Source organism: Shewanella salipaludis (genome assembly GCF_012911865.1).
In the GTDB taxonomy this organism is placed as follows: domain Bacteria; phylum Pseudomonadota; class Gammaproteobacteria; order Enterobacterales; family Shewanellaceae; genus Shewanella; species Shewanella salipaludis.
Genome location: NZ_JAAXYH010000011.1, coordinates 37,691 through 54,537, shown reverse-complemented (window position 1 = coordinate 54,537; position 16,847 = coordinate 37,691). Strand labels below are relative to the sequence as shown.

The following is a 16,847-nucleotide window of genomic DNA, read 5'->3' as shown; positions in this document are numbered from 1 at the left end:
TTTTATTCAGGCCAAGATACCTTGTTCAGGCGGCCGGGGAAAGGTGGGATAGGTCGGGGAAGGTTATCCGGCCACCGGGAAACCCGGCGGCCGGCAGGTCTGCACCTGTGCCTTCGGACCTTAATGCATCAGTGCTTGAGTCCTATCTTCAGGCTGCTGCCATCGGCCCCCGGGGTCAGGGTTTGGCTGCGCGGCTCGCTGTAGTTGGTCAGCACTGGCCCCAGGGCTGGTGGAAAGTGGACATTGAGCATTTCGGCCTTGGCGGCGCGCGGCATGAAACCGTCGATATGGATCACCAGGGTCTGATACTCCTCATGAGACAGTGGCTCGTGAGAGAGTGGCTCATGTGACATGTCCTCGTGTGGCGCTTGTCCATGAGCTGCATGTACTGCTGTGTGGGCCGGAGGCAGCAAAGCCTCGGCGATTTCCTCCTCCAGCCGCTGCCTCAACTGTGCCTGGCTGGGGGCCCGGGTCTGGCGGCTTTCCAGCGGCTGGCCATCTATGGCGACGGTCAGTTGCTCGGCAAAGACTTGCACCAGTTGGCGGTGAAATTCCGCCAGTTTGGCCTCATCGGCCACCAGATGGGCTATCGACGCAGGCTTGCCCTGCCACTCCAGCCGCTGAAACAGCGCCGTCAGCGAGGTCGACACACTCAGCGACAGGTGGTTGTGCTGCCTAAGGGTGATGTTGGCCGAGGTCATGTTGAGTCCATGTGCACTGGCGCCTGTCATGGAGATCAGGCCGGCGCAGAGGGCGAGCAGTGGCAATATATGTTTCTTCATCATTCATTTGTTCTCCCGTTTATCGATGCCGATTCCTTGTCTGGCCGCTTCAAGGACGCCAGGTTAAGGGCGCCCTGTTTAACGGCTCAGGTCTAACGACAGTGGGCGGTCACCAGATCATCGCTGCCCGTGCTGTCATTCTTGTCCAAGCGGTAACGGAAGCGGTAGCAGTCCTTGCCTGCCTGGTAACCGGACTCGCCGGACACCAGAGGCCGATAGAGGATCATGGCGACGTTGCCGGCGGGAATATGGCTATTGTCCGCGCTCGGGGTCACTTCGATATAGGTCCAGGTGGCACCGTTCAGACTCAGGGTGTCGTAGTCCGTCAGTTCCACTTCTGTGCCGAAGGTGAAGTCTTGCAGACGCTCGTTTTCCCAGTGGGCCGCGACCGTCTGCATGGCCGTGGCCTGGCTGGCCTCGGCGCGATAGCAGCCTATGGTGTAGGGCGCGGTTGCGCTTGAGTAGTACACATACTCGCTGCCGTCGCCGTGCAGATCGTAGGCGTTGCACTCATCCAGCGGCCGCTCGCCGGTTTTCACCTTCTGCGGTCTGTAATCCAAATTCGTGTAGCGTCCGCCGCCGTAGTTGACGCCGCCGCTGGTCAGCTGGCCGCCGCCGGTGCCGAAGTACAGGGGTATGCCGTCAAACATGTAGGCCAGAGGTTTGGAGGGATCCTGGGTATCCATCAGACACAGGGGCGCATAATGGTAGTGGTAGTCCTCGCCGTTGCCGGCATGGGCGCCGCACTGATCCACTTCGCCCAACAGCACAGTATCGCGGCTGCTGTAGTCCTGGCCCAACTGCGCTACCTCGTCCGGGCTGTTCTCCTTGGCGTAGTGCAGAATAGGCACGCCATCGACCGCTATGCCTATGGGGTGGTGAATGTTGAGGTTGCTGCCGGTGCTTGCCAGATATTGGGGCGCCAGAGGCACGGACCAGCTGGGCTGTTGCGGCAGCGGCACCCGGCCTATCCAGGAATGAGTGCCGACGTTGGCCTTGTCGACATCCAATTGCGAGCGATCCGGCAGGCCCACCAGGGTATTCACCGTCATTGTGCTGCTGTCACAGCTGACCGACACCAGACCGGCATAATCCTCGAAGGCCGCCGACTTGGTGGCGCAGTCGCTGGGGGTGCTGGTCGGTACATGCTCGTCGTTGTTGGGGTTATAGCGCACCCGGGTCATGTGCAGGCTGCTGCTGCCCAGCACTTTGTCTGCGATGGCGTTTTCCAGGGCAACCAGATCCGTGCTGGCGGCGGTTAATCCCAGGCTGCCCACAGGGGCCGACAGGGCATAGAGACTGAGGATATAGGTGTGCTCAGCCGCCCCCTGGGAGCAGGGCGCGGAATAAGACTGCTGACCGTTCACCGAGTTGATGCCGTACAGCCCGGTGCCGTGATCCCCCTCGCTCAAGGCCGTGGTGGCGGCAGGAATGTCGTACTGGATCTGGTAGTAGTGGGCACCGGCAAAATCTGTGTCGCTTGGATTGGGGAAGGTGTACATGGCCAGGGCAAACGACTGGGTGCCCTCGGGGGCATTCTCCCAGGAAAGCGGCAGCATCTTGCCATTGTCCGCCCCCTCGCAGGTGGCGCTGAGTGGCATTATCAGCTTGGATTTCAGCGCCTGACTGCTCAGGAAAAAGTCCCCTGAGGAGCCGCTGCCCGTGCCAGTACCTGAGCCGGAACTGCCTATGATGGCCCGCACCAGCACCTGGTTATCCAGGATAAGGTTGCTGCTCCAGATAAACTGGGCGTCGCTCGCGCTGTTATCGAACAGATCGGTAAATTGGGTGTAGGCAGGTTTGTTGTCGACCCCGACAGTGGTGTTGCTGTAGCTGTAGGCGTTTGGCCAGAGCGAATCATCGAAGTCGCTCGCGGCCCAGTTTTCCGGCACGGCCCAGTGGGCGGCATAGACAGTGGCTATGTCCGAGGGGGCCGTGGTGGCACAGCTGCTGCTGGCGCGCAGCCCGGCGCTCTGGCTCAGACAAGCCGTGTCCGTGATGGGCGCGGTATAGAAGGTTTGCGCCTTCCAGCTGCTGTCTGTCTTGCCTATGATGTTGCCGCCGGCATCCTTGAACAGGGCCACCATGCCGCCGTCGCCGGGATGGAAGCTGCTGCCCTGGTTGTTCTCTGTGCCTGTGCCCAGGTTTTCTTCCCAGTCCACCAGATGCATGGCCACCGTAAAGGGCTGCTTGACCCGAAAACGCACTATGTTGGAGTTGAACTCGGTAAAGGGCACGGGATCCTTGGCGATGGCGATGCCGTTCACGTACAGCTCGAAGTAATTGTCGGCGAAGATAAAGGCGCTTATCACCTCACCATCGGCGTCAATCTCCACTATGTCGCTGCCATTGGCATCCAGGGCGGCAACGGCGGCCGCCGAATCGGCATAGCTGTGACCGGAAACGTAAGCGTTGTAGAGATCGCTCGCCATGGGCACTGTATTGTCCTGATAACGCACCTCGGCCGGTACCAGCCAGGATGTACCATCGCCGTCGAAGCTGCGCCCCAGCGCGGCCACCCGGCTGCCGGCAGAAAACAGGTTGGCCAGTTCCACGCTGGCCGGCCCCTGGGTCAGAGTCGGGCTATCGCTGCTGCCCGTGCCCGTACCGCCGCCGGTACCACCTGTGCCACCTGTGCCAGTGCCACCTGTACCTGCGCCACTGCCGTTATCCTGAGTGCTGTCACCGGCACCGTCACCGCCGCCACAGGCGGTCAATACCGCCGCCACCAGCAGGGGAAAGAGTAATTTTCTGGACATTGACCACCTCTATGATTCGAATGCAAGGGAAAGAGAATGAGCATGGCGCTCATGCCTTAGGCACACTCTAGAGGGCTAATGTGCAGGAAAAATGCAATTGCGGATTTGACGATAAATTTTACGCACTAGCCTGCCAAATCAAACACACCTTTTACCTAAAGCGAATCACTCGATTCAAATTAGCAGTTGAATTTCCTTTTAAGTTAACAAGATAATCAGCAATGACACTCGGATAATCCAAGGAAAGAACATGACAGAGAGACGCAGCTGGACGCGGGACGAGTTGTTGGTTGCTTTCCACTTCTATAACCAAACTCCCTTTGGTAAAATCAGCCATCGCAATCCCGAGATTATCAATACCGCCAAACTGATGGGCCGAACGCCCTCCTCTTTATCCATGAAGATGGCGAACATCGCCAGTTGCGATCCCAGCATTACGGCGAGCGGACGCTCGGGCCTCTCCGGCGCCGCTAAAGCCGATAGGGAAATGTGGCAGGAGATGACTCGGGATTGGGAAAACTTTTTCTTCAATGCCAGCGAGGCGTTCAATAAAATCAACAAGCTTCAGTCCCCTGAGGCTGAGGCCGTCTGCCCCGACCCGAGCCTTGAGCTTGATGACTTTCATGGCCAAGAAAAGCTAGCGACAATCAAAACCCGCGTCGGTCAGCAGCAGTTTCGCGCTGTCGTCCTTAGCGCCTACGACTTTCGTTGTTGCATCACGGGCATCGACATTCCTGAGCTACTGATCGCCAGTCATATAGTGCCCTGGAGCCGAGATCCACAGCAAAGACTAAACCCAAGCAATGGCCTATGCCTCTCGAGTCTGCACGATGCCGCCTTTGACAAGGGACTCATCAGCTTAAACGAACATCTGGAGCTCATGCTGTCGCCAAAACTTTTAAACAGTAGCAACGACTACCTTGCTAACAGCTTCGAACCCTATGAAGGCAAACCTATTACCAATCCGAGTAAACATCTACCCAATCCCATTTTTCTTCAGCACCACAGGAGCGAAATCTTTCATAAGCAGCGCTAGGCTCAAGCTGGACCCATAGGCCGCATGATCCATATTGCTGCCAAATACTCTACAATCCCGCTAAAGATAGCGGCAGTGTTGAGTAAAAATTGACTCGACCCAGACAAGAGCGAAGACCCAAATTGGAACATTTATCGGCATTACCCCTGTTCGTCACCGTGGTGGAATGCGGCAGCTTTTCGGCGGCCGGGTCAAAACTTGGGATCAGCAAATCGGCGGTGAGCAAACGCATCAGCCAGCTGGAAATCGGCCTGGGAGCGCAGCTCCTGTATCGCACCACCCGCAGCCTGAGCCTGACCGAAGCCGGCGAGCGTTACTATGACAGCGCCCGTCAGGCAGTGCGTTTCGCCAGAGAAGGCGAAGATGCCATCAGCGAGCTGCAACAGGCCCCCAAAGGTCTGCTCAGGGTCACTGTGCCCATGGTCTTCGGCAGGCGCCACATAGCACCCGTCATCCCCGAGTTCTTGCGCCGCTACCCGGGCATTCGCCTGCAACTGGCCATGGACGATGGCCAGACGGATCTCATCGCCGAGGGCCTGGATCTGGCGGTCCGCATCGGCGAACTCGAAGACTCCAGCCTGGTGGCCAAGCGCCTGGCCCCCTGCTTGAGTCGACTCTGTGCCGCCCCAAGCTACCTCGCCGCACATGGCACCCCAAGCACCCCGACCGATCTCGCCAAGCATAACTGCCTCTTCTATTCCCTGTTTCGCGGCGGCAGCGAATGGCGCTTTCTCGGCCCGGAGGGAGAAGTGCGTATCGAGCCCAAGGGCAACTTCGAAGTCAACAACAGCGACGCCATCCACAGCGTGCTGCTGGACGGCCTGGGCATTGCCAACATGCCGGAATTCATCGTCGGCGACGACCTGCGCAGCGGCCGACTCGTCCCGTTGCTGCCCGACTATGCCCTGCCGCCCCATGGCATCTACTGCGTCTACCCCAAGCGCAAACACCTGCCGGCCAAGGTCAGCGCCCTGGTGGCCTTTCTGGCGGAAAAACTGGGCGATGGCAGCATGGCGTAACCCTGTGTGCTGAGTCCTAAGGTCCAGGCCAAGCATTCATGGTGAAGCGCAGCATCAAAAGGGCCTGTTGGGAGACCAGGCAGCGCGCACGGGAAGAGCTGCATTAACGCGGCGGCATATGACGAAGCCCCCGAGCCTGAACCCCTAAGGAAAGGGGTTGTCCTGCGAAAATTGTTGCATCTTGGCCCAAGGCCGGGCGCAGGGAATTGCCGGCCCACTCGATGCCTCCAAGGCATTCAGGGCGGCGCTTCCGGATCTATCTGTAACTGTCGAACATCTACTTGTGGTTGGCGATCGCGCCATTGCCCGTTTGCGTTTCAAGGGCCACTTTAGCTGGGTATTTGGCGAGCAACTGGGCCAGGGACAGCAGATAGACTTTCGCGCCGTCGACCTGTATCAGGTGCAAGATGGCCTAATCACGGATAACTGGCACCTCGAAGATTATCAGACCCTGTTTGCACAGCTCGCTGCGGGAACCCAAACATGAAGCTGATCCAGGGTCAGAACAACACTCAGGCAAACCGCCGCCCTGCACAGGGTTAACCAAGTTACGGCCCGGCTCCGGCTCAAGCGCGGCGGCGTAGCCGCCAGGGCCGGTGCAACTTCTGCCGACAAGCGCCGGCGGCTGGGATATACTCCCGCGTCCCGTCAGGCAGATACAGACAGTAACCCATCTATGTCCAACACCCCATCGCAACCCGAGCCCCAAGCCCAGGGCGGCAAAATCTTCATCCTGGGCCTGCCGCGTACCGGCACCACCAGCATCAGCGTGGCACTGCTGGAGGCCGGATTGAAGGTGGCGCACATGGCGTTCACCAAGCGCGCCTTCGAGCTGGCCGATGCCGTGGCCGATACCCCCTGTTTCAGCGACTACCGCCAATTGGACGCGCTGTTTCCCGGCGCCAGGTTTGTCTATCTGGAGCGGGAGATAAGCGGCTGGCTGGCGTCGATGCAGATGCTGCTCGGCAAGATGCTGCCCCACCTGGATGAGAAGACGGGCTATTTTCACCCAGTGCTGAAACGCAGCTTTCGCCACACCTTCGGCGTTGGCCAGGTGGCAGATCCCAGAGACAGTGAGCATCTAACCAACTGTTATCAGAGACATAGACAAGAGGTGCTGGCTTACTTCGATGGGCGGCAGGATTTCCTGTCCCTGGATGTGAGCCGGCAAGGCAGCCTCGGCACTTTGCTGCAATTTTTAGGGCTAGCGGCCGAGGCCAATGAGTCTACGGATGACGAGCAGGAACTGAACTTTCCCAAATTGAACGTCGGCAGAGATGTCGCCGGCTGGGGCGAGTATAAACATCCCAATAAGATCAACGCCAACAGCGCCGGGCCGCAGAGCCGCAAATTTTTCGACTATAAGCTGGAGGAGCGAAGCGCCTAGGGCTCAGCTCTTGGCGCCTGTCACTCCTTGCGCCTCCGTACTACAGCCTGCCGACTCTGTCATGCCAATTCTGTCATACCAAGATATCGACTCTGGAAGTCACAGACTGGGCCAGATAATCAGCGAACAATATAGGATCGATAAAAATACGCTGTTCCAGGGTGCTCCTGTCTTGCCCGAAACCTTGGGGATCAAATTGTGAACTAAACTTTTCTGCCAATGCATTCAAACGTAAGGTGCCGGAAAAATCCTCTGCGCTGAGTTCAACAAAACCTTTTGAGCCATTCCCGTGCCTGTTCGCGGCCAGAGCCGCACCCGAATGCAGATCGCTCATCGCCTGTTTCAACGCATCATTCTCAGCCAACTTATCTTCAAATATGGCTAACTGCCCGCGAGACAAGGTCTCGCTGCCGAGCCTGAGTGTGCCGTCTTCTTGTTGATACAAATCCAAATCACTCAAGTCCAGGCCGGGATCGGTAGCGATCAATGCATCCTTAAAGGAGTTGAATTCATTGACGCTGGTCAGCATGGCTCCCTGGGTTCTCTCCATCCCGACAATATGCTGTTTAAAGCGCTTATCTGCATCGAACGATAACTGTTCCACGGCCGCGGCCAGCTGCTGTGCTTCTAGTTGGGGGTCGGCGATGCCGGCTATCGAGCCGGACTTTCTATCGGGAGTGGCGGGTGATATTTGGCGCTTGCCAAGCTGTTGGGATAATTCGCTCTGGCTAAGGGTATGTTGACTCTTTGGGAGCGGATTGAATTTGTTATGACGGATTTCCATCTGATACCTCACTGTCCTTGTTGGGTAATTGAGCTATTGACTGAATAACTGTTCCTGAATGTGGCTGCGAATGCAAGTCCCTCGATGCCACGCCTCCCATGGCCAATGTTGTGATGCGTTAGAGAGGCAAGGGCTCCAGCAAGGCCATTCATTGTGATAAAAACACAACCCTGTTCGGCAAGAGGAACCTAATACCGCGTTACCTGCCTCCTGCCAGCCCCCCCTTCCCTCTGCCTCAGTCCTTGCGCCGCTTCACCACCGTCAGCCAGTCCAGGCCGACGCCTGAGATGGCGTTGAAGCCGCGAATGCGAAACACCAACCCGAGCAGTTTGGGTCTGGGCCGTACCTTGGGCTCGACCGAGCGCGGAATGAACCAGAGGGTGACCAGGGTCCTGAGCAGGCTGGAGACCATGAACACCAGGAATATAGGGCTGGACAGCCAAGCCCCCCAGCCGGACCAGGCCAGGAAGTCGGCGGCGTGGGAGGCGATGGCGCCGCCCGCCATGGCACCGAGGAACACCAGCGCGGCACTCAGGGCCGCCTGCAGCGCGGCGTAGCTGGCAAAGTCAGAGCGGAACGGCCGGATGTCATAGAGGTAATTGGCAGTGCTGAGGGTGAAGCCGCTCCAGGCGAAGCCGGAGAAGGCCTGCAGCAGCAGTATGTAGCCATAATGGTCGTCAAACAGCCACAGCAGTGGCAGGCTGGGGATCAGGCAACTGGTGATGATCATCACCAGCCGGTTGCCGAACCTGTCGCTGAAACGGCCCCAGAAACTCAGGCTGATGAACTGGGTCGAGATGGAGGCGACACTGGCGAGCACGAATTCCAGGTAGCTGAAGCCGAGATCTTGCAACATGTAAACGGCGAAGAAAGGCGCAGAGATCGCCACCATGGCCTGCATGCCGGCGACGAACAGGCTGTAGTGACGAAAGGTCTGATCTTGCCAGGCAGCGCGAAAATTCTGCAGGCTGCGGACAAACACCCCAGGTTCACGGGCCGTCCTGATGTCGGGATCGTGCATCTGCAGCAGCAACCAGGCCGACACCAGCCGCCCCATGGCGGCGATGGCAAACAGCAGGCTGAAGCCGAGCCAGGCCATGCCGCGCGAGTCTGTGAGGCTGAGTATGCCGCCGCCGACGAAGAACACGCTCAGCGAGGCGCCCATGGTGAGGCGGGTGCGGGCGGCGAAGAAGGCACCGCGGCGCTTCTCCGGCACTATGCTGCCCATCCAGGCGCGCCAGTGGGGCTGGATCAGGTTGATGAACCCCTGATACAGCACGGCCAGGACGATGAAGTACCACACTGGATGTTCGGGCGACCAGGCCGCCAGGGCACCGACCGCCAGCACGGTCAGCGCCTGCAGCACGGCGCAGCAGACGATGAACTGGCGGCGGGAGAAGTGGCTGGCGAGCCAGACCGACAGCAGCTGAGCAAGGGCGCCGAACAGCTGCGGCAGGCCTGTGACCCAGCCCATCTGCGACAGCGAGGCGCCGAGAAAGATGGCATAGGCGTTGAAGAAGTTGTCGCTGGCGGCCGTCATGGTGGAGGAAGCCAGCGCCTCCTGCTGCGAGCGCTTCAGGGTGCCCCGCAGCCAGGCGGTGCGGTCGCTGCGGCAGTTAACATAGCCTGGGCCAGATGGCGCTGGAATTGCCATAATCGGGGATGAGTCCGCGTGAAATCAAGAGGTTGTTAATTGCGCGATTATGGATGATCCCGGCCGCCAAAGCCAGAGTGCAGAGGGGAAATCGCCGGGCCGGACGGCCCGGAAAAATCTCAGGCCAGGCAGGCCTTGAGCGGCGCTTCTTGTTCCAGAAGGCTCTGATACAGGGTGAATTGGTTGGCGGCGCGGTCCAGATTATGGCCCTCGCGCTGGATATGGAAATAGACATCGCCGTTGAGATGGTCGGTCAGGAAACGCACCCCTATCATGAGACATATCACCCTGGCGCCCAGCCACAGGCTCTGTTTCTCCAGGGGCGTCAGCACTTCGCCGAGTTCGGCCAAATAACCACGACAGATGGCGGCGAAGATCTCCGGCCGCACCCGCACCCGCGTCAGGGCCGTCGAGTCTTCCGCCTCCGGCGAGCAGAAGGTCCGCACCATGTCGCCGAAATCATACATGAGGTGACCCTTCATGCAGGTGTCGAGATCTATGACGGCCATGCCGGACATGTCGCGTTTATCGAAGAGCATGTTATTGATCTTGGTGTCGTTATGACAAATTCGCAGTGGCAGCTGCGGCGAGACTTGGGCCAGCTCGCTCAAGAGCCCCTGCTGCGCACGGACAAAATCCACCCAAGTGCGACATTGAGCCAGCCTGTGCCGGCTGTCGGCGGCGACCGCCTGTTTGAGCGCGGCGATGCGCCCGGGCAAATGATGAAATTGGGGGATCACATCCTCGAGCCGAGTGGCATCGAAATCGCTCAGTGCCCTGGCGAAATGGCCGAAGGCCTTGGCGGCCAGCTCGGCCTCTTGCGCCGATTGCACTACTTCTATGCTGTGGCTGTGGGGCAGATAGGCTATCGCCCGCCAGAAACCGTCTTCGCCGAGATCTATGGCCAACTGCCCCTCGAGGGTCGGGTGCGGACTGACGATCTTGAGATCATACTGCCCCGCCGCGGCCTTAACGGCCAGATGCCGGCTTATCATGCCGGCATTGCCCACCAGCGCCATAGGCTGCTTGAAGACCTGGGTATTGATGCGTTGCAGCACTAACTCGCCACCTGGCCAGCGCACCAACAGGGTATCGTTGATATGGCCATTGCCCAGCGGTGCGACTCTGGCATCTGCCGCCACTATGCCGAAATGAGGCAGCACGGACTGCCGGACCAATGTTATCAAGCCAGTAACTCCATCAATTTTTGTTGTACTCAAGTGACTTCCTCCGGATGCCCGAGGGCGGCAGATAACCTTGGCCAACAGGCGCTTGCCCCAGGATGAAATCGGCAGTCGCCCATATGACCAGACTGCGAACGACCTGCGGCGCAGGACCGACTGTTTCAGCTAAGACTCGAGTCATCAAGCGAAAGATACAGACAATGCGGACTTGCTAAACGCGGTGCGGACGAGGGCGAAAGTGTAAAGCAAACGCCCCCGACCTGACCAGCCTTAATAGCCTAGCCCTGGTTCAGGTAGTCGGCGAAGAACCGGCTCTGCTCCAGGGTGTTCTGGCTGCCCTTGAGGTCGAAACGATAACCACAGAGGCTGATGTTACCGCGTCTGGCGATATCGACTATGATGTCGCGGGTGTCCAGAGGCGAGAATCTGGCCTCGGTGGCCGTATCCGCCCCCAGCGTCACCCGCATGGGGCGATAGACAGTGCCGTTGTTGAACTCAAGTCTGGCACAACGTCTGTCTCCCTTGGCATCCGCCAATGACCAGAGGGTCTGCGGCTCGCCGCTATCCCCCAGCCAGCGCAGGAGCAACACCTCCCCCTCCAGCTGCAGGCTGAAACCATCGGCAAACTTCACTTCCCGGCGCACCTGCCTCTGTGCCGTCTCGGAAGTGGCGGCCCCGGCATCCGTCGGCGTGTCGCTTGGCGTGGCAGCATCCGGCCACAGCGCCCATACCAGCCAAGACAGGCCTAGGGCCAACAGGCCGGCGCCCAGGTATTTCCCATAGGGGCGGCACCTCAGTGTTAGCGCCGCAGCCCCTTGCATGCCCTGCCGCAACAGCGCCGTCAGTGAGCCGGACCCGTAGGCCTCGGCGTCACTCTGCCTATCCTGGCTGTCGTGCCACAACTTGTCGGCCCAATAGCCATCATCATTTTCCCTGGCATTCCCCTGCGGGTGGCTTTCCTGCCAGGCATGGGGCGTCGGTTCCTGTGGCCCAGCGGCAAAGCCATGAATCACTGCGGCATCTGCCGTTGAACCTGTGTCCTCCGTCAAGCCGGGCCCAAGATCTGCAGCACTCGGGTCCTGAAATGCCATCTCCAGCCCGGCGCCTTGCTGCCCCGCCAGGGTCGGCTCGACCCTGCGTCTATGCCCGGGGCTTAAGTCCGCCTGGGTCAACACGGGACCGCAGTAGCCCTGCACATAGGTCAGGGATAACCTGGGTGGCAGCCAAGCCAGCCAGGCAAGCGAGGCGAGTGCCGGCAACAGGCACAAGAGGATAGCCGCCAGACCGGCTCCCAACAGCAGCACCAACACATAGGCGAACAGGGGCAGCAACAGCATCAGGCTCAGCCAGGCGGGCTTGTCGGCATCCCGCAGGCGCCGATAGCCGGCCAGCCCCAACACAGGCATGGCCGCCAGTCCCAGCAGGACCAATAAGAAGTTAGCGCCAAACAACAGGGCTGTAATGGAAATCGCGCCATAAACGGCGCTACCGACGGCGGCCAGTCTGGCTCCGGTATCGCGGCCACGAAAACACAAAAGAGATTTTAACAGCACGACTCTTCCTCAGGTTATGAACAAATTGACGCCGACTACGCAGGCACGGCGCCCAGCCCAAGAGAGTAACCAATTTGGCCGTGAATGTCAGTGACCGGGCCGTTTTCCGGCACAATTTGGCCGTGGGCTGGCGCGGATGGGGCCTGAATCGGTATAATGGGCTCCTAAGCCTCGACTCGCGTCCCTCAGGGCCGGAATCGAGCGCCGGGAGCGAGTTTCAGTTCAAGTAGAGCCGACGACTCGTCTCTCAGCCCTATGTTTGCGTTAACTTATTGGATATTTAGCACATGGCCGCACGCGGAAACCTGTTTATAGTGTCAGCCCCCAGTGGCGCCGGAAAGTCATCACTCCTCTCGGCGTTGCTCAAAGATGCCCCTGCCGATATGCAGGTGTCTGTCTCTCACACCACACGTAGTCCGCGCCCCGGCGAAGTCGACGGCCAACACTATCATTTCGTCAGCATCGAGCAGTTCAAGGCATTGATCGCCGACGAGGCCTTCTTCGAATGGGCCGAGGTGTTCGGCAATTTCTACGGCACTTCACGCAGGGTGATAGAAGACACCTTGGCTAGGGGCATAGACGTGTTCCTCGACATAGACTGGCAGGGCGCGCAACAGGTGAAGGCACTGATGCCTGAGGCGATTGGGGTGTTTATCCTGCCACCGTCGAAAGCCGAACTCGAACGCCGCCTCACGGGCCGTGGCCAGGACAGCAGCGAAGTGATCGCCGCCCGCATGGCCCAGGCGGTTTCCGAAATGTCCCATTATGACGAGTATGATTTCATCATAGTGAACGATGAATTTGAGCAGGCGTTAGCGGATTTAAGGGTCATCATAGGCAGCCAGCGCTTAACCCGCGCTAGTCAATGTCATACACACAATGATATGCTTGACGATCTGTTGGCAGACTAACTGTCTTCGTGTACAATTTTGCGTCATTTTTTCCCAATAGATAACACTGGAGTTTCAACACATGGCTCGCGTAACTGTAGAAGACGCCGTAGAACAAATCGGCAACCGTTTTGATATGATCCTGGTTGCGGCGCGTCGTGCTCGCCAAATCGCCGTGCAGGGTAAAGACCCTATGGTTGAAGAAATGAACGATAAACCAACGGTTATCGCCCTGCGTGAGATCGAGCTTGGTTTAGTGACTTCAAACACCCTGGACGCGGATGAGCGCCAAACCGTACGTGAACGCGAAGCTGCCGAGATCGCAGCAGTGGCAGCCATTGCCGAAGGCCGTTCACTGTAAGACCCATAGTTGTAAGAGGGGAACTGCCACTTGTATCTGTTTGAAGGTCTCAAAGAGTCTGCATCGGGTTATTTAGAACCAGAACAAGTAGAATTACTCAAGCAGGCCTATCAGGTGGCGCGTGATGCCCATGAAGGGCAGATGCGCACGAGTGGCGAACCTTATATAACCCATCCGGTTGCGGTCGCCCGCATCCTGGCGGACATGCGTCTCGATCACGAGACCCTGATGGCCGCCCTGCTGCACGACACCATAGAAGATACCCAGGTCACCAAGGAAGATCTCGCCGGACTGTTCGGCACCGCGGTCGCCGAATTGGTCGAAGGTGTCTCCAAACTCGACAAGCTCAAGTTTCGCGACAAGAAAGAAGCCCAGGCAGAAAACTTCCGCAAGATGATGATGGCCATGACCCAGGATATCCGGGTCATACTGATCAAACTCGCAGATCGCACCCACAACATGCGCACCCTGGGCGCATTGCGCCCCGACAAGCGCCGCCGCATCGCCCGCGAGACCCTGGAAATCTACGCCCCTATCGCCAACCGCCTGGGTATTCACAATATCAAGACTGAGCTGGAAGATCTGGGTTTTCATGCCTATTACCCCATGCGCTACCGGGTATTGCAGGAAGTGGTCAAGGCTGCCAGGGGCAATCGCAAGGAACTGATCCAGAGCATAGAAGCCGCCATAGACACCCGCCTCGAAGATGCCGGCATCAAGGGCAAGGTCAAAGGCAGGGAAAAAAACCTCTATTCCATCTACAACAAGATGCGCAATAAGGAATTGCAGTTCCAGGAAGTCATGGATATCTATGCCTTCAGGGTCATAGTCGACAGCATAGATACCAGTTATCGGGTGCTGGGTGCCATGCATGGCCTGTATAAACCCAGACCCGGGCGCTTCAAAGACTATATTGCCATCCCCAAGGCCAACGGTTACCAATCCCTGCATACTTCGCTCTTCGGCCCCCATGGGGTGCCGGTCGAGATCCAGATCCGCACCGAAGACATGGATCAGATGGCCGACAAGGGGGTTGCGGCCCACTGGATGTATAAGGGCGGCACTCACCCCACCCAAGGCACCACCACCCAGGTGCGGGCCCGCAAGTGGATGCAGAGCCTGTTGGAGCTGCAACAAAGCGCCAGCAGCTCGTTCGAGTTCGTCGAGAACGTCAAGACAGAGCTGTTTCCGGAAGAGATTTACGTCTTCACCCCAGAGGGGCGGATCCTCGAGTTGCCGGTCAACGCCACCGCAGTGGATTTCGCCTACGAAGTGCATACCGACGTGGGCAACACCTGTGTCGGCGCCAAGGTCAATCGCCAGGCCTATCCCCTGAGTCAGCCGCTGATCTCGGGCCAGACGGTGGAAATCATCACCGCCAAGGGCGCCCGTCCCAATGCCGCCTGGCTCAACTTCGTGGTCACGGGCAAGGCCCGCGCCAAGATACGTCAGGTGCTCAAGAGCCTCAAGGGTGATGACGCCGTGGCCCTGGGTAAGCGCCTGCTCAACCATGCATTGGGCAAGACCAAGCTCGAAAGCATACCGGCGGAGCAACTGGAAAAAGTGATCCGCGAAACCAAACACACCTCACTGAATTCTTTGCTGTCCGACATAGGCCTGGGCAATGCCATGAGCATAGTCATAGCCCAGCGCCTCATGGGCGATAAGGTTGAGAGCCAGGACAACAGAGACGCCCACCTCATGCCTATCCGCGGCGCCGAAGGCATGCTGGTCACCTTCGCCAATTGCTGTCGCCCCATCCCTGGGGATGCGGTCATAGCCCATGTCAGCCCGGGCAAAGGCCTGGTGGTGCACATGGAAAACTGCGCCAACATCCGCGGTTATCAGGGCGAACCGGACAAGTATATTCCGGTGCAGTGGGACAATGTCGATGGGGTCGAGTACCAGGCCAATCTGAGGGTGGAAATCGTCAATCATCAGGGCGCGCTGGCGAAGATCACTTCTATCATTGCCTCCGCAGGCTCGAATATTCATAATCTCAGTACCGAAGAACGCGACGGCCGGGTATATCTGATCAACCTGCGGATATCTGTCCATGACCGTGTCCATTTGGCTAACGTGATGCGTCGTATCCGGGTACTTCCCGAGGTATTGCGCACCTCACGTAACCGCTAAGCTTTAACCTTAGCCCTTAACTTTAATACCCTAACAAGGAAAGAGAGCACCTCATGGCTGAAAAGATCATCATTGCGACAGACAAGGCCCCAGCGGCCATAGGCACCTATTCCCAAGCGGTCAAGGTCGGCAACACCGTCTACCTGTCCGGCCAGATCCCACTGGATCCGCAAAGCATGCAAATTGTCAGCGAAGACTTCTCCGCCCAGGTGGTCCAGGTATTCGACAACCTGACAGCCGTGTGCACTGCCGCCGGCGGCAGCATGAGCGACATAGTCAAGCTGAACATCTTCCTCACAGATCTGTCGCATTTCGCCACAGTCAACGAGATCATGAGCCGCTACTTCAGTCAGCCCTACCCTGCACGCGCCGCCATAGGCGTGAAAGAACTGCCAAAAGGCTCGCTGGTCGAGATGGATGGTGTGATGGAACTCTAATCCATCCAACTTCACTGAGGGCGCCGCGGCGCCCTCTTGTTTTTGTCTAGCAATCACCCTGAATAGTATCTTAAATATGAGCCCGGAACGTTTCGCCCGCATCAACCAGATGCTGGATAACCGCCAGCCTGATCTCACCCTCTGCCTGGATCAGGTCCATAAGACCAACAACATAGCCGCTGTGATCCGCAGCGCCGATGCCGTCGGTGTGCACCAGATCCACGCCGTCTGGCCCGACATAGAGATGCGGGTCTCGGGCAACACGGCCTCGGGCAGCCAGCAATGGGTCAAGACCATCAAGCATTATCATATCGATGAGGCCGCAGCCGGCTTCAAAGCCGAGGGCATGCAAATCATCGCCACCAACTTCTCCGATGAGGCGGTGGACTTTCGCGACATAGACTATACCCGCCCGACGGCCATCATACTGGGGCACGAGAAAGACGGTGTCAGCCCGGAGGCGATAGCCCTGGCCGACAAGCAAGTCATCATCCCCATGGTCGGTATGGTGCAGTCACTCAACGTCTCGGTCGCCGCCGGCCTGCTGTTGTTCGAGGCCGAGCGTCAGCGCCGCGCCGCCGGCCTGTATGGCAGCCGCAAACTGGATGAGGCCTATTGCCAGACACTGCTGTTCGAACAGGGTCACCCCATCTACGCCAAGGCCTGTCGGCGCAAGGGCATCCCCTATCCACACCTAGACGACCAGGGACAAATAGTAGCCGATAAGGATTGGTGGGACAGGATGCGTGCACCAGTGCCGGAAACCACCTGAGCCGGCAACGGCGGCCAGTGCTAGGGCCACCCCAACTCTTATGGCCAAAGCCTATCGGCGCAAGGGGTATTCCCTATCCACGCATCGACGACC

At 58.6% G+C, this 16,847-nt stretch carries 15 protein-coding genes; 9 read left to right on the top strand and 6 right to left on the bottom strand.

The window, feature by feature from the left end:
* Positions 1-128 precede the first annotated feature (128 nt).
* Both HC757_RS14300 and HC757_RS14295 read right to left on the bottom strand, forming a co-directional pair.
* A complete protein-coding gene (locus tag HC757_RS14300) occupies positions 129-785 on the bottom strand; it encodes a hypothetical protein (RefSeq protein WP_169565058.1) in 657 nt (218 codons plus the stop codon).
* Between the two features lie 89 nt (positions 786-874).
* Positions 875-3,541, bottom strand: a complete 2,667-nt coding sequence (locus HC757_RS14295; protein ID WP_169565057.1) for a YHYH protein — start codon at positions 3,539-3,541, stop codon at positions 875-877.
* A 250-nt stretch (positions 3,542-3,791) separates the two neighbouring features.
* On the opposite strand from HC757_RS14295, the gene HC757_RS14290 reads away from it, so the two are divergent.
* The 4 genes from HC757_RS14290 (at position 3,792) to HC757_RS14275 (ending at position 6,983) form a co-directional block, all read left to right on the top strand.
* A complete protein-coding gene (locus tag HC757_RS14290; protein ID WP_169565056.1) occupies positions 3,792-4,577 on the top strand; it encodes an HNH endonuclease in 786 nt (261 codons plus the stop codon).
* 122 nt (positions 4,578-4,699) lie between these two features.
* Entirely contained in the window at positions 4,700-5,596 is an 897-nt protein-coding gene (locus HC757_RS14285) for a LysR family transcriptional regulator (protein WP_169565055.1), read from the top strand.
* Positions 5,597-5,753: 157 nt separating this feature from the next.
* Entirely contained in the window at positions 5,754-6,083 is a 330-nt protein-coding gene (locus HC757_RS14280; protein WP_244623562.1) for an ester cyclase, read from the top strand.
* Between the two features lie 138 nt (positions 6,084-6,221).
* Positions 6,222-6,983 (top strand): sulfotransferase family protein, encoded by a 762-nt coding sequence (locus tag HC757_RS14275; RefSeq protein WP_425313976.1) that lies wholly within the window; start codon positions 6,222-6,224, stop codon positions 6,981-6,983.
* Positions 6,984-7,056: 73 nt separating this feature from the next.
* Here HC757_RS14275 and HC757_RS14270 read toward each other — a convergent pair whose 3' ends face one another.
* The 4 genes from HC757_RS14270 to HC757_RS14255 all read right to left on the bottom strand — a co-directional run bounded on the left by HC757_RS14270 (position 7,057) and on the right by HC757_RS14255 (position 12,158).
* Entirely contained in the window at positions 7,057-7,767 is a 711-nt protein-coding gene (locus HC757_RS14270) for a hypothetical protein (RefSeq protein WP_169565053.1), read from the bottom strand.
* 235 nt (positions 7,768-8,002) lie between these two features.
* Positions 8,003-9,421, bottom strand: coding sequence for an MFS transporter (locus HC757_RS14265; RefSeq protein WP_169565052.1), 1,419 nt, complete (start codon positions 9,419-9,421; stop codon positions 8,003-8,005).
* A gap of 119 nt (positions 9,422-9,540) precedes the next feature.
* On the bottom strand, positions 9,541-10,608 hold the full coding sequence (locus HC757_RS14260) for a phosphotransferase enzyme family protein (RefSeq protein ID WP_169565051.1): 1,068 nt from the start codon (positions 10,606-10,608) through the stop codon (positions 9,541-9,543).
* A gap of 275 nt (positions 10,609-10,883) precedes the next feature.
* Positions 10,884-12,158 carry a hypothetical protein gene (locus HC757_RS14255; protein ID WP_169565050.1) on the bottom strand — a complete coding sequence of 425 codons (1,275 nt, stop codon included), beginning with the start codon at positions 12,156-12,158 and terminating at the stop codon, positions 10,884-10,886.
* 287 nt (positions 12,159-12,445) lie between these two features.
* Between HC757_RS14255 and gmk the strand changes: the two genes are divergently transcribed.
* From gmk to trmH, 5 genes are all read left to right on the top strand, one after another.
* Positions 12,446-13,069, top strand: coding sequence for a guanylate kinase (gene gmk, locus HC757_RS14250; RefSeq protein ID WP_169565049.1), 624 nt, complete (start codon positions 12,446-12,448; stop codon positions 13,067-13,069).
* A gap of 61 nt (positions 13,070-13,130) precedes the next feature.
* Complete coding sequence (gene rpoZ / locus HC757_RS14245; RefSeq protein WP_102531199.1) at positions 13,131-13,409, top strand: DNA-directed RNA polymerase subunit omega; 279 nt, start codon at positions 13,131-13,133, stop codon at positions 13,407-13,409.
* A gap of 30 nt (positions 13,410-13,439) precedes the next feature.
* Positions 13,440-15,545: a bifunctional GTP diphosphokinase/guanosine-3',5'-bis pyrophosphate 3'-pyrophosphohydrolase gene (gene spoT / locus HC757_RS14240; protein ID WP_169565048.1), complete on the top strand. Its 2,106-nt coding sequence runs from the start codon at positions 13,440-13,442 to the stop codon at positions 15,543-15,545.
* Between the two features lie 53 nt (positions 15,546-15,598).
* Entirely contained in the window at positions 15,599-15,982 is a 384-nt protein-coding gene (locus tag HC757_RS14235; protein WP_169565047.1) for a RidA family protein, read from the top strand.
* A gap of 76 nt (positions 15,983-16,058) precedes the next feature.
* On the top strand, positions 16,059-16,754 hold the full coding sequence (trmH, locus tag HC757_RS14230; RefSeq protein ID WP_169565046.1) for a tRNA (guanosine(18)-2'-O)-methyltransferase TrmH: 696 nt from the start codon (positions 16,059-16,061) through the stop codon (positions 16,752-16,754).
* Positions 16,755-16,847: the final 93 nt, after the last annotated feature.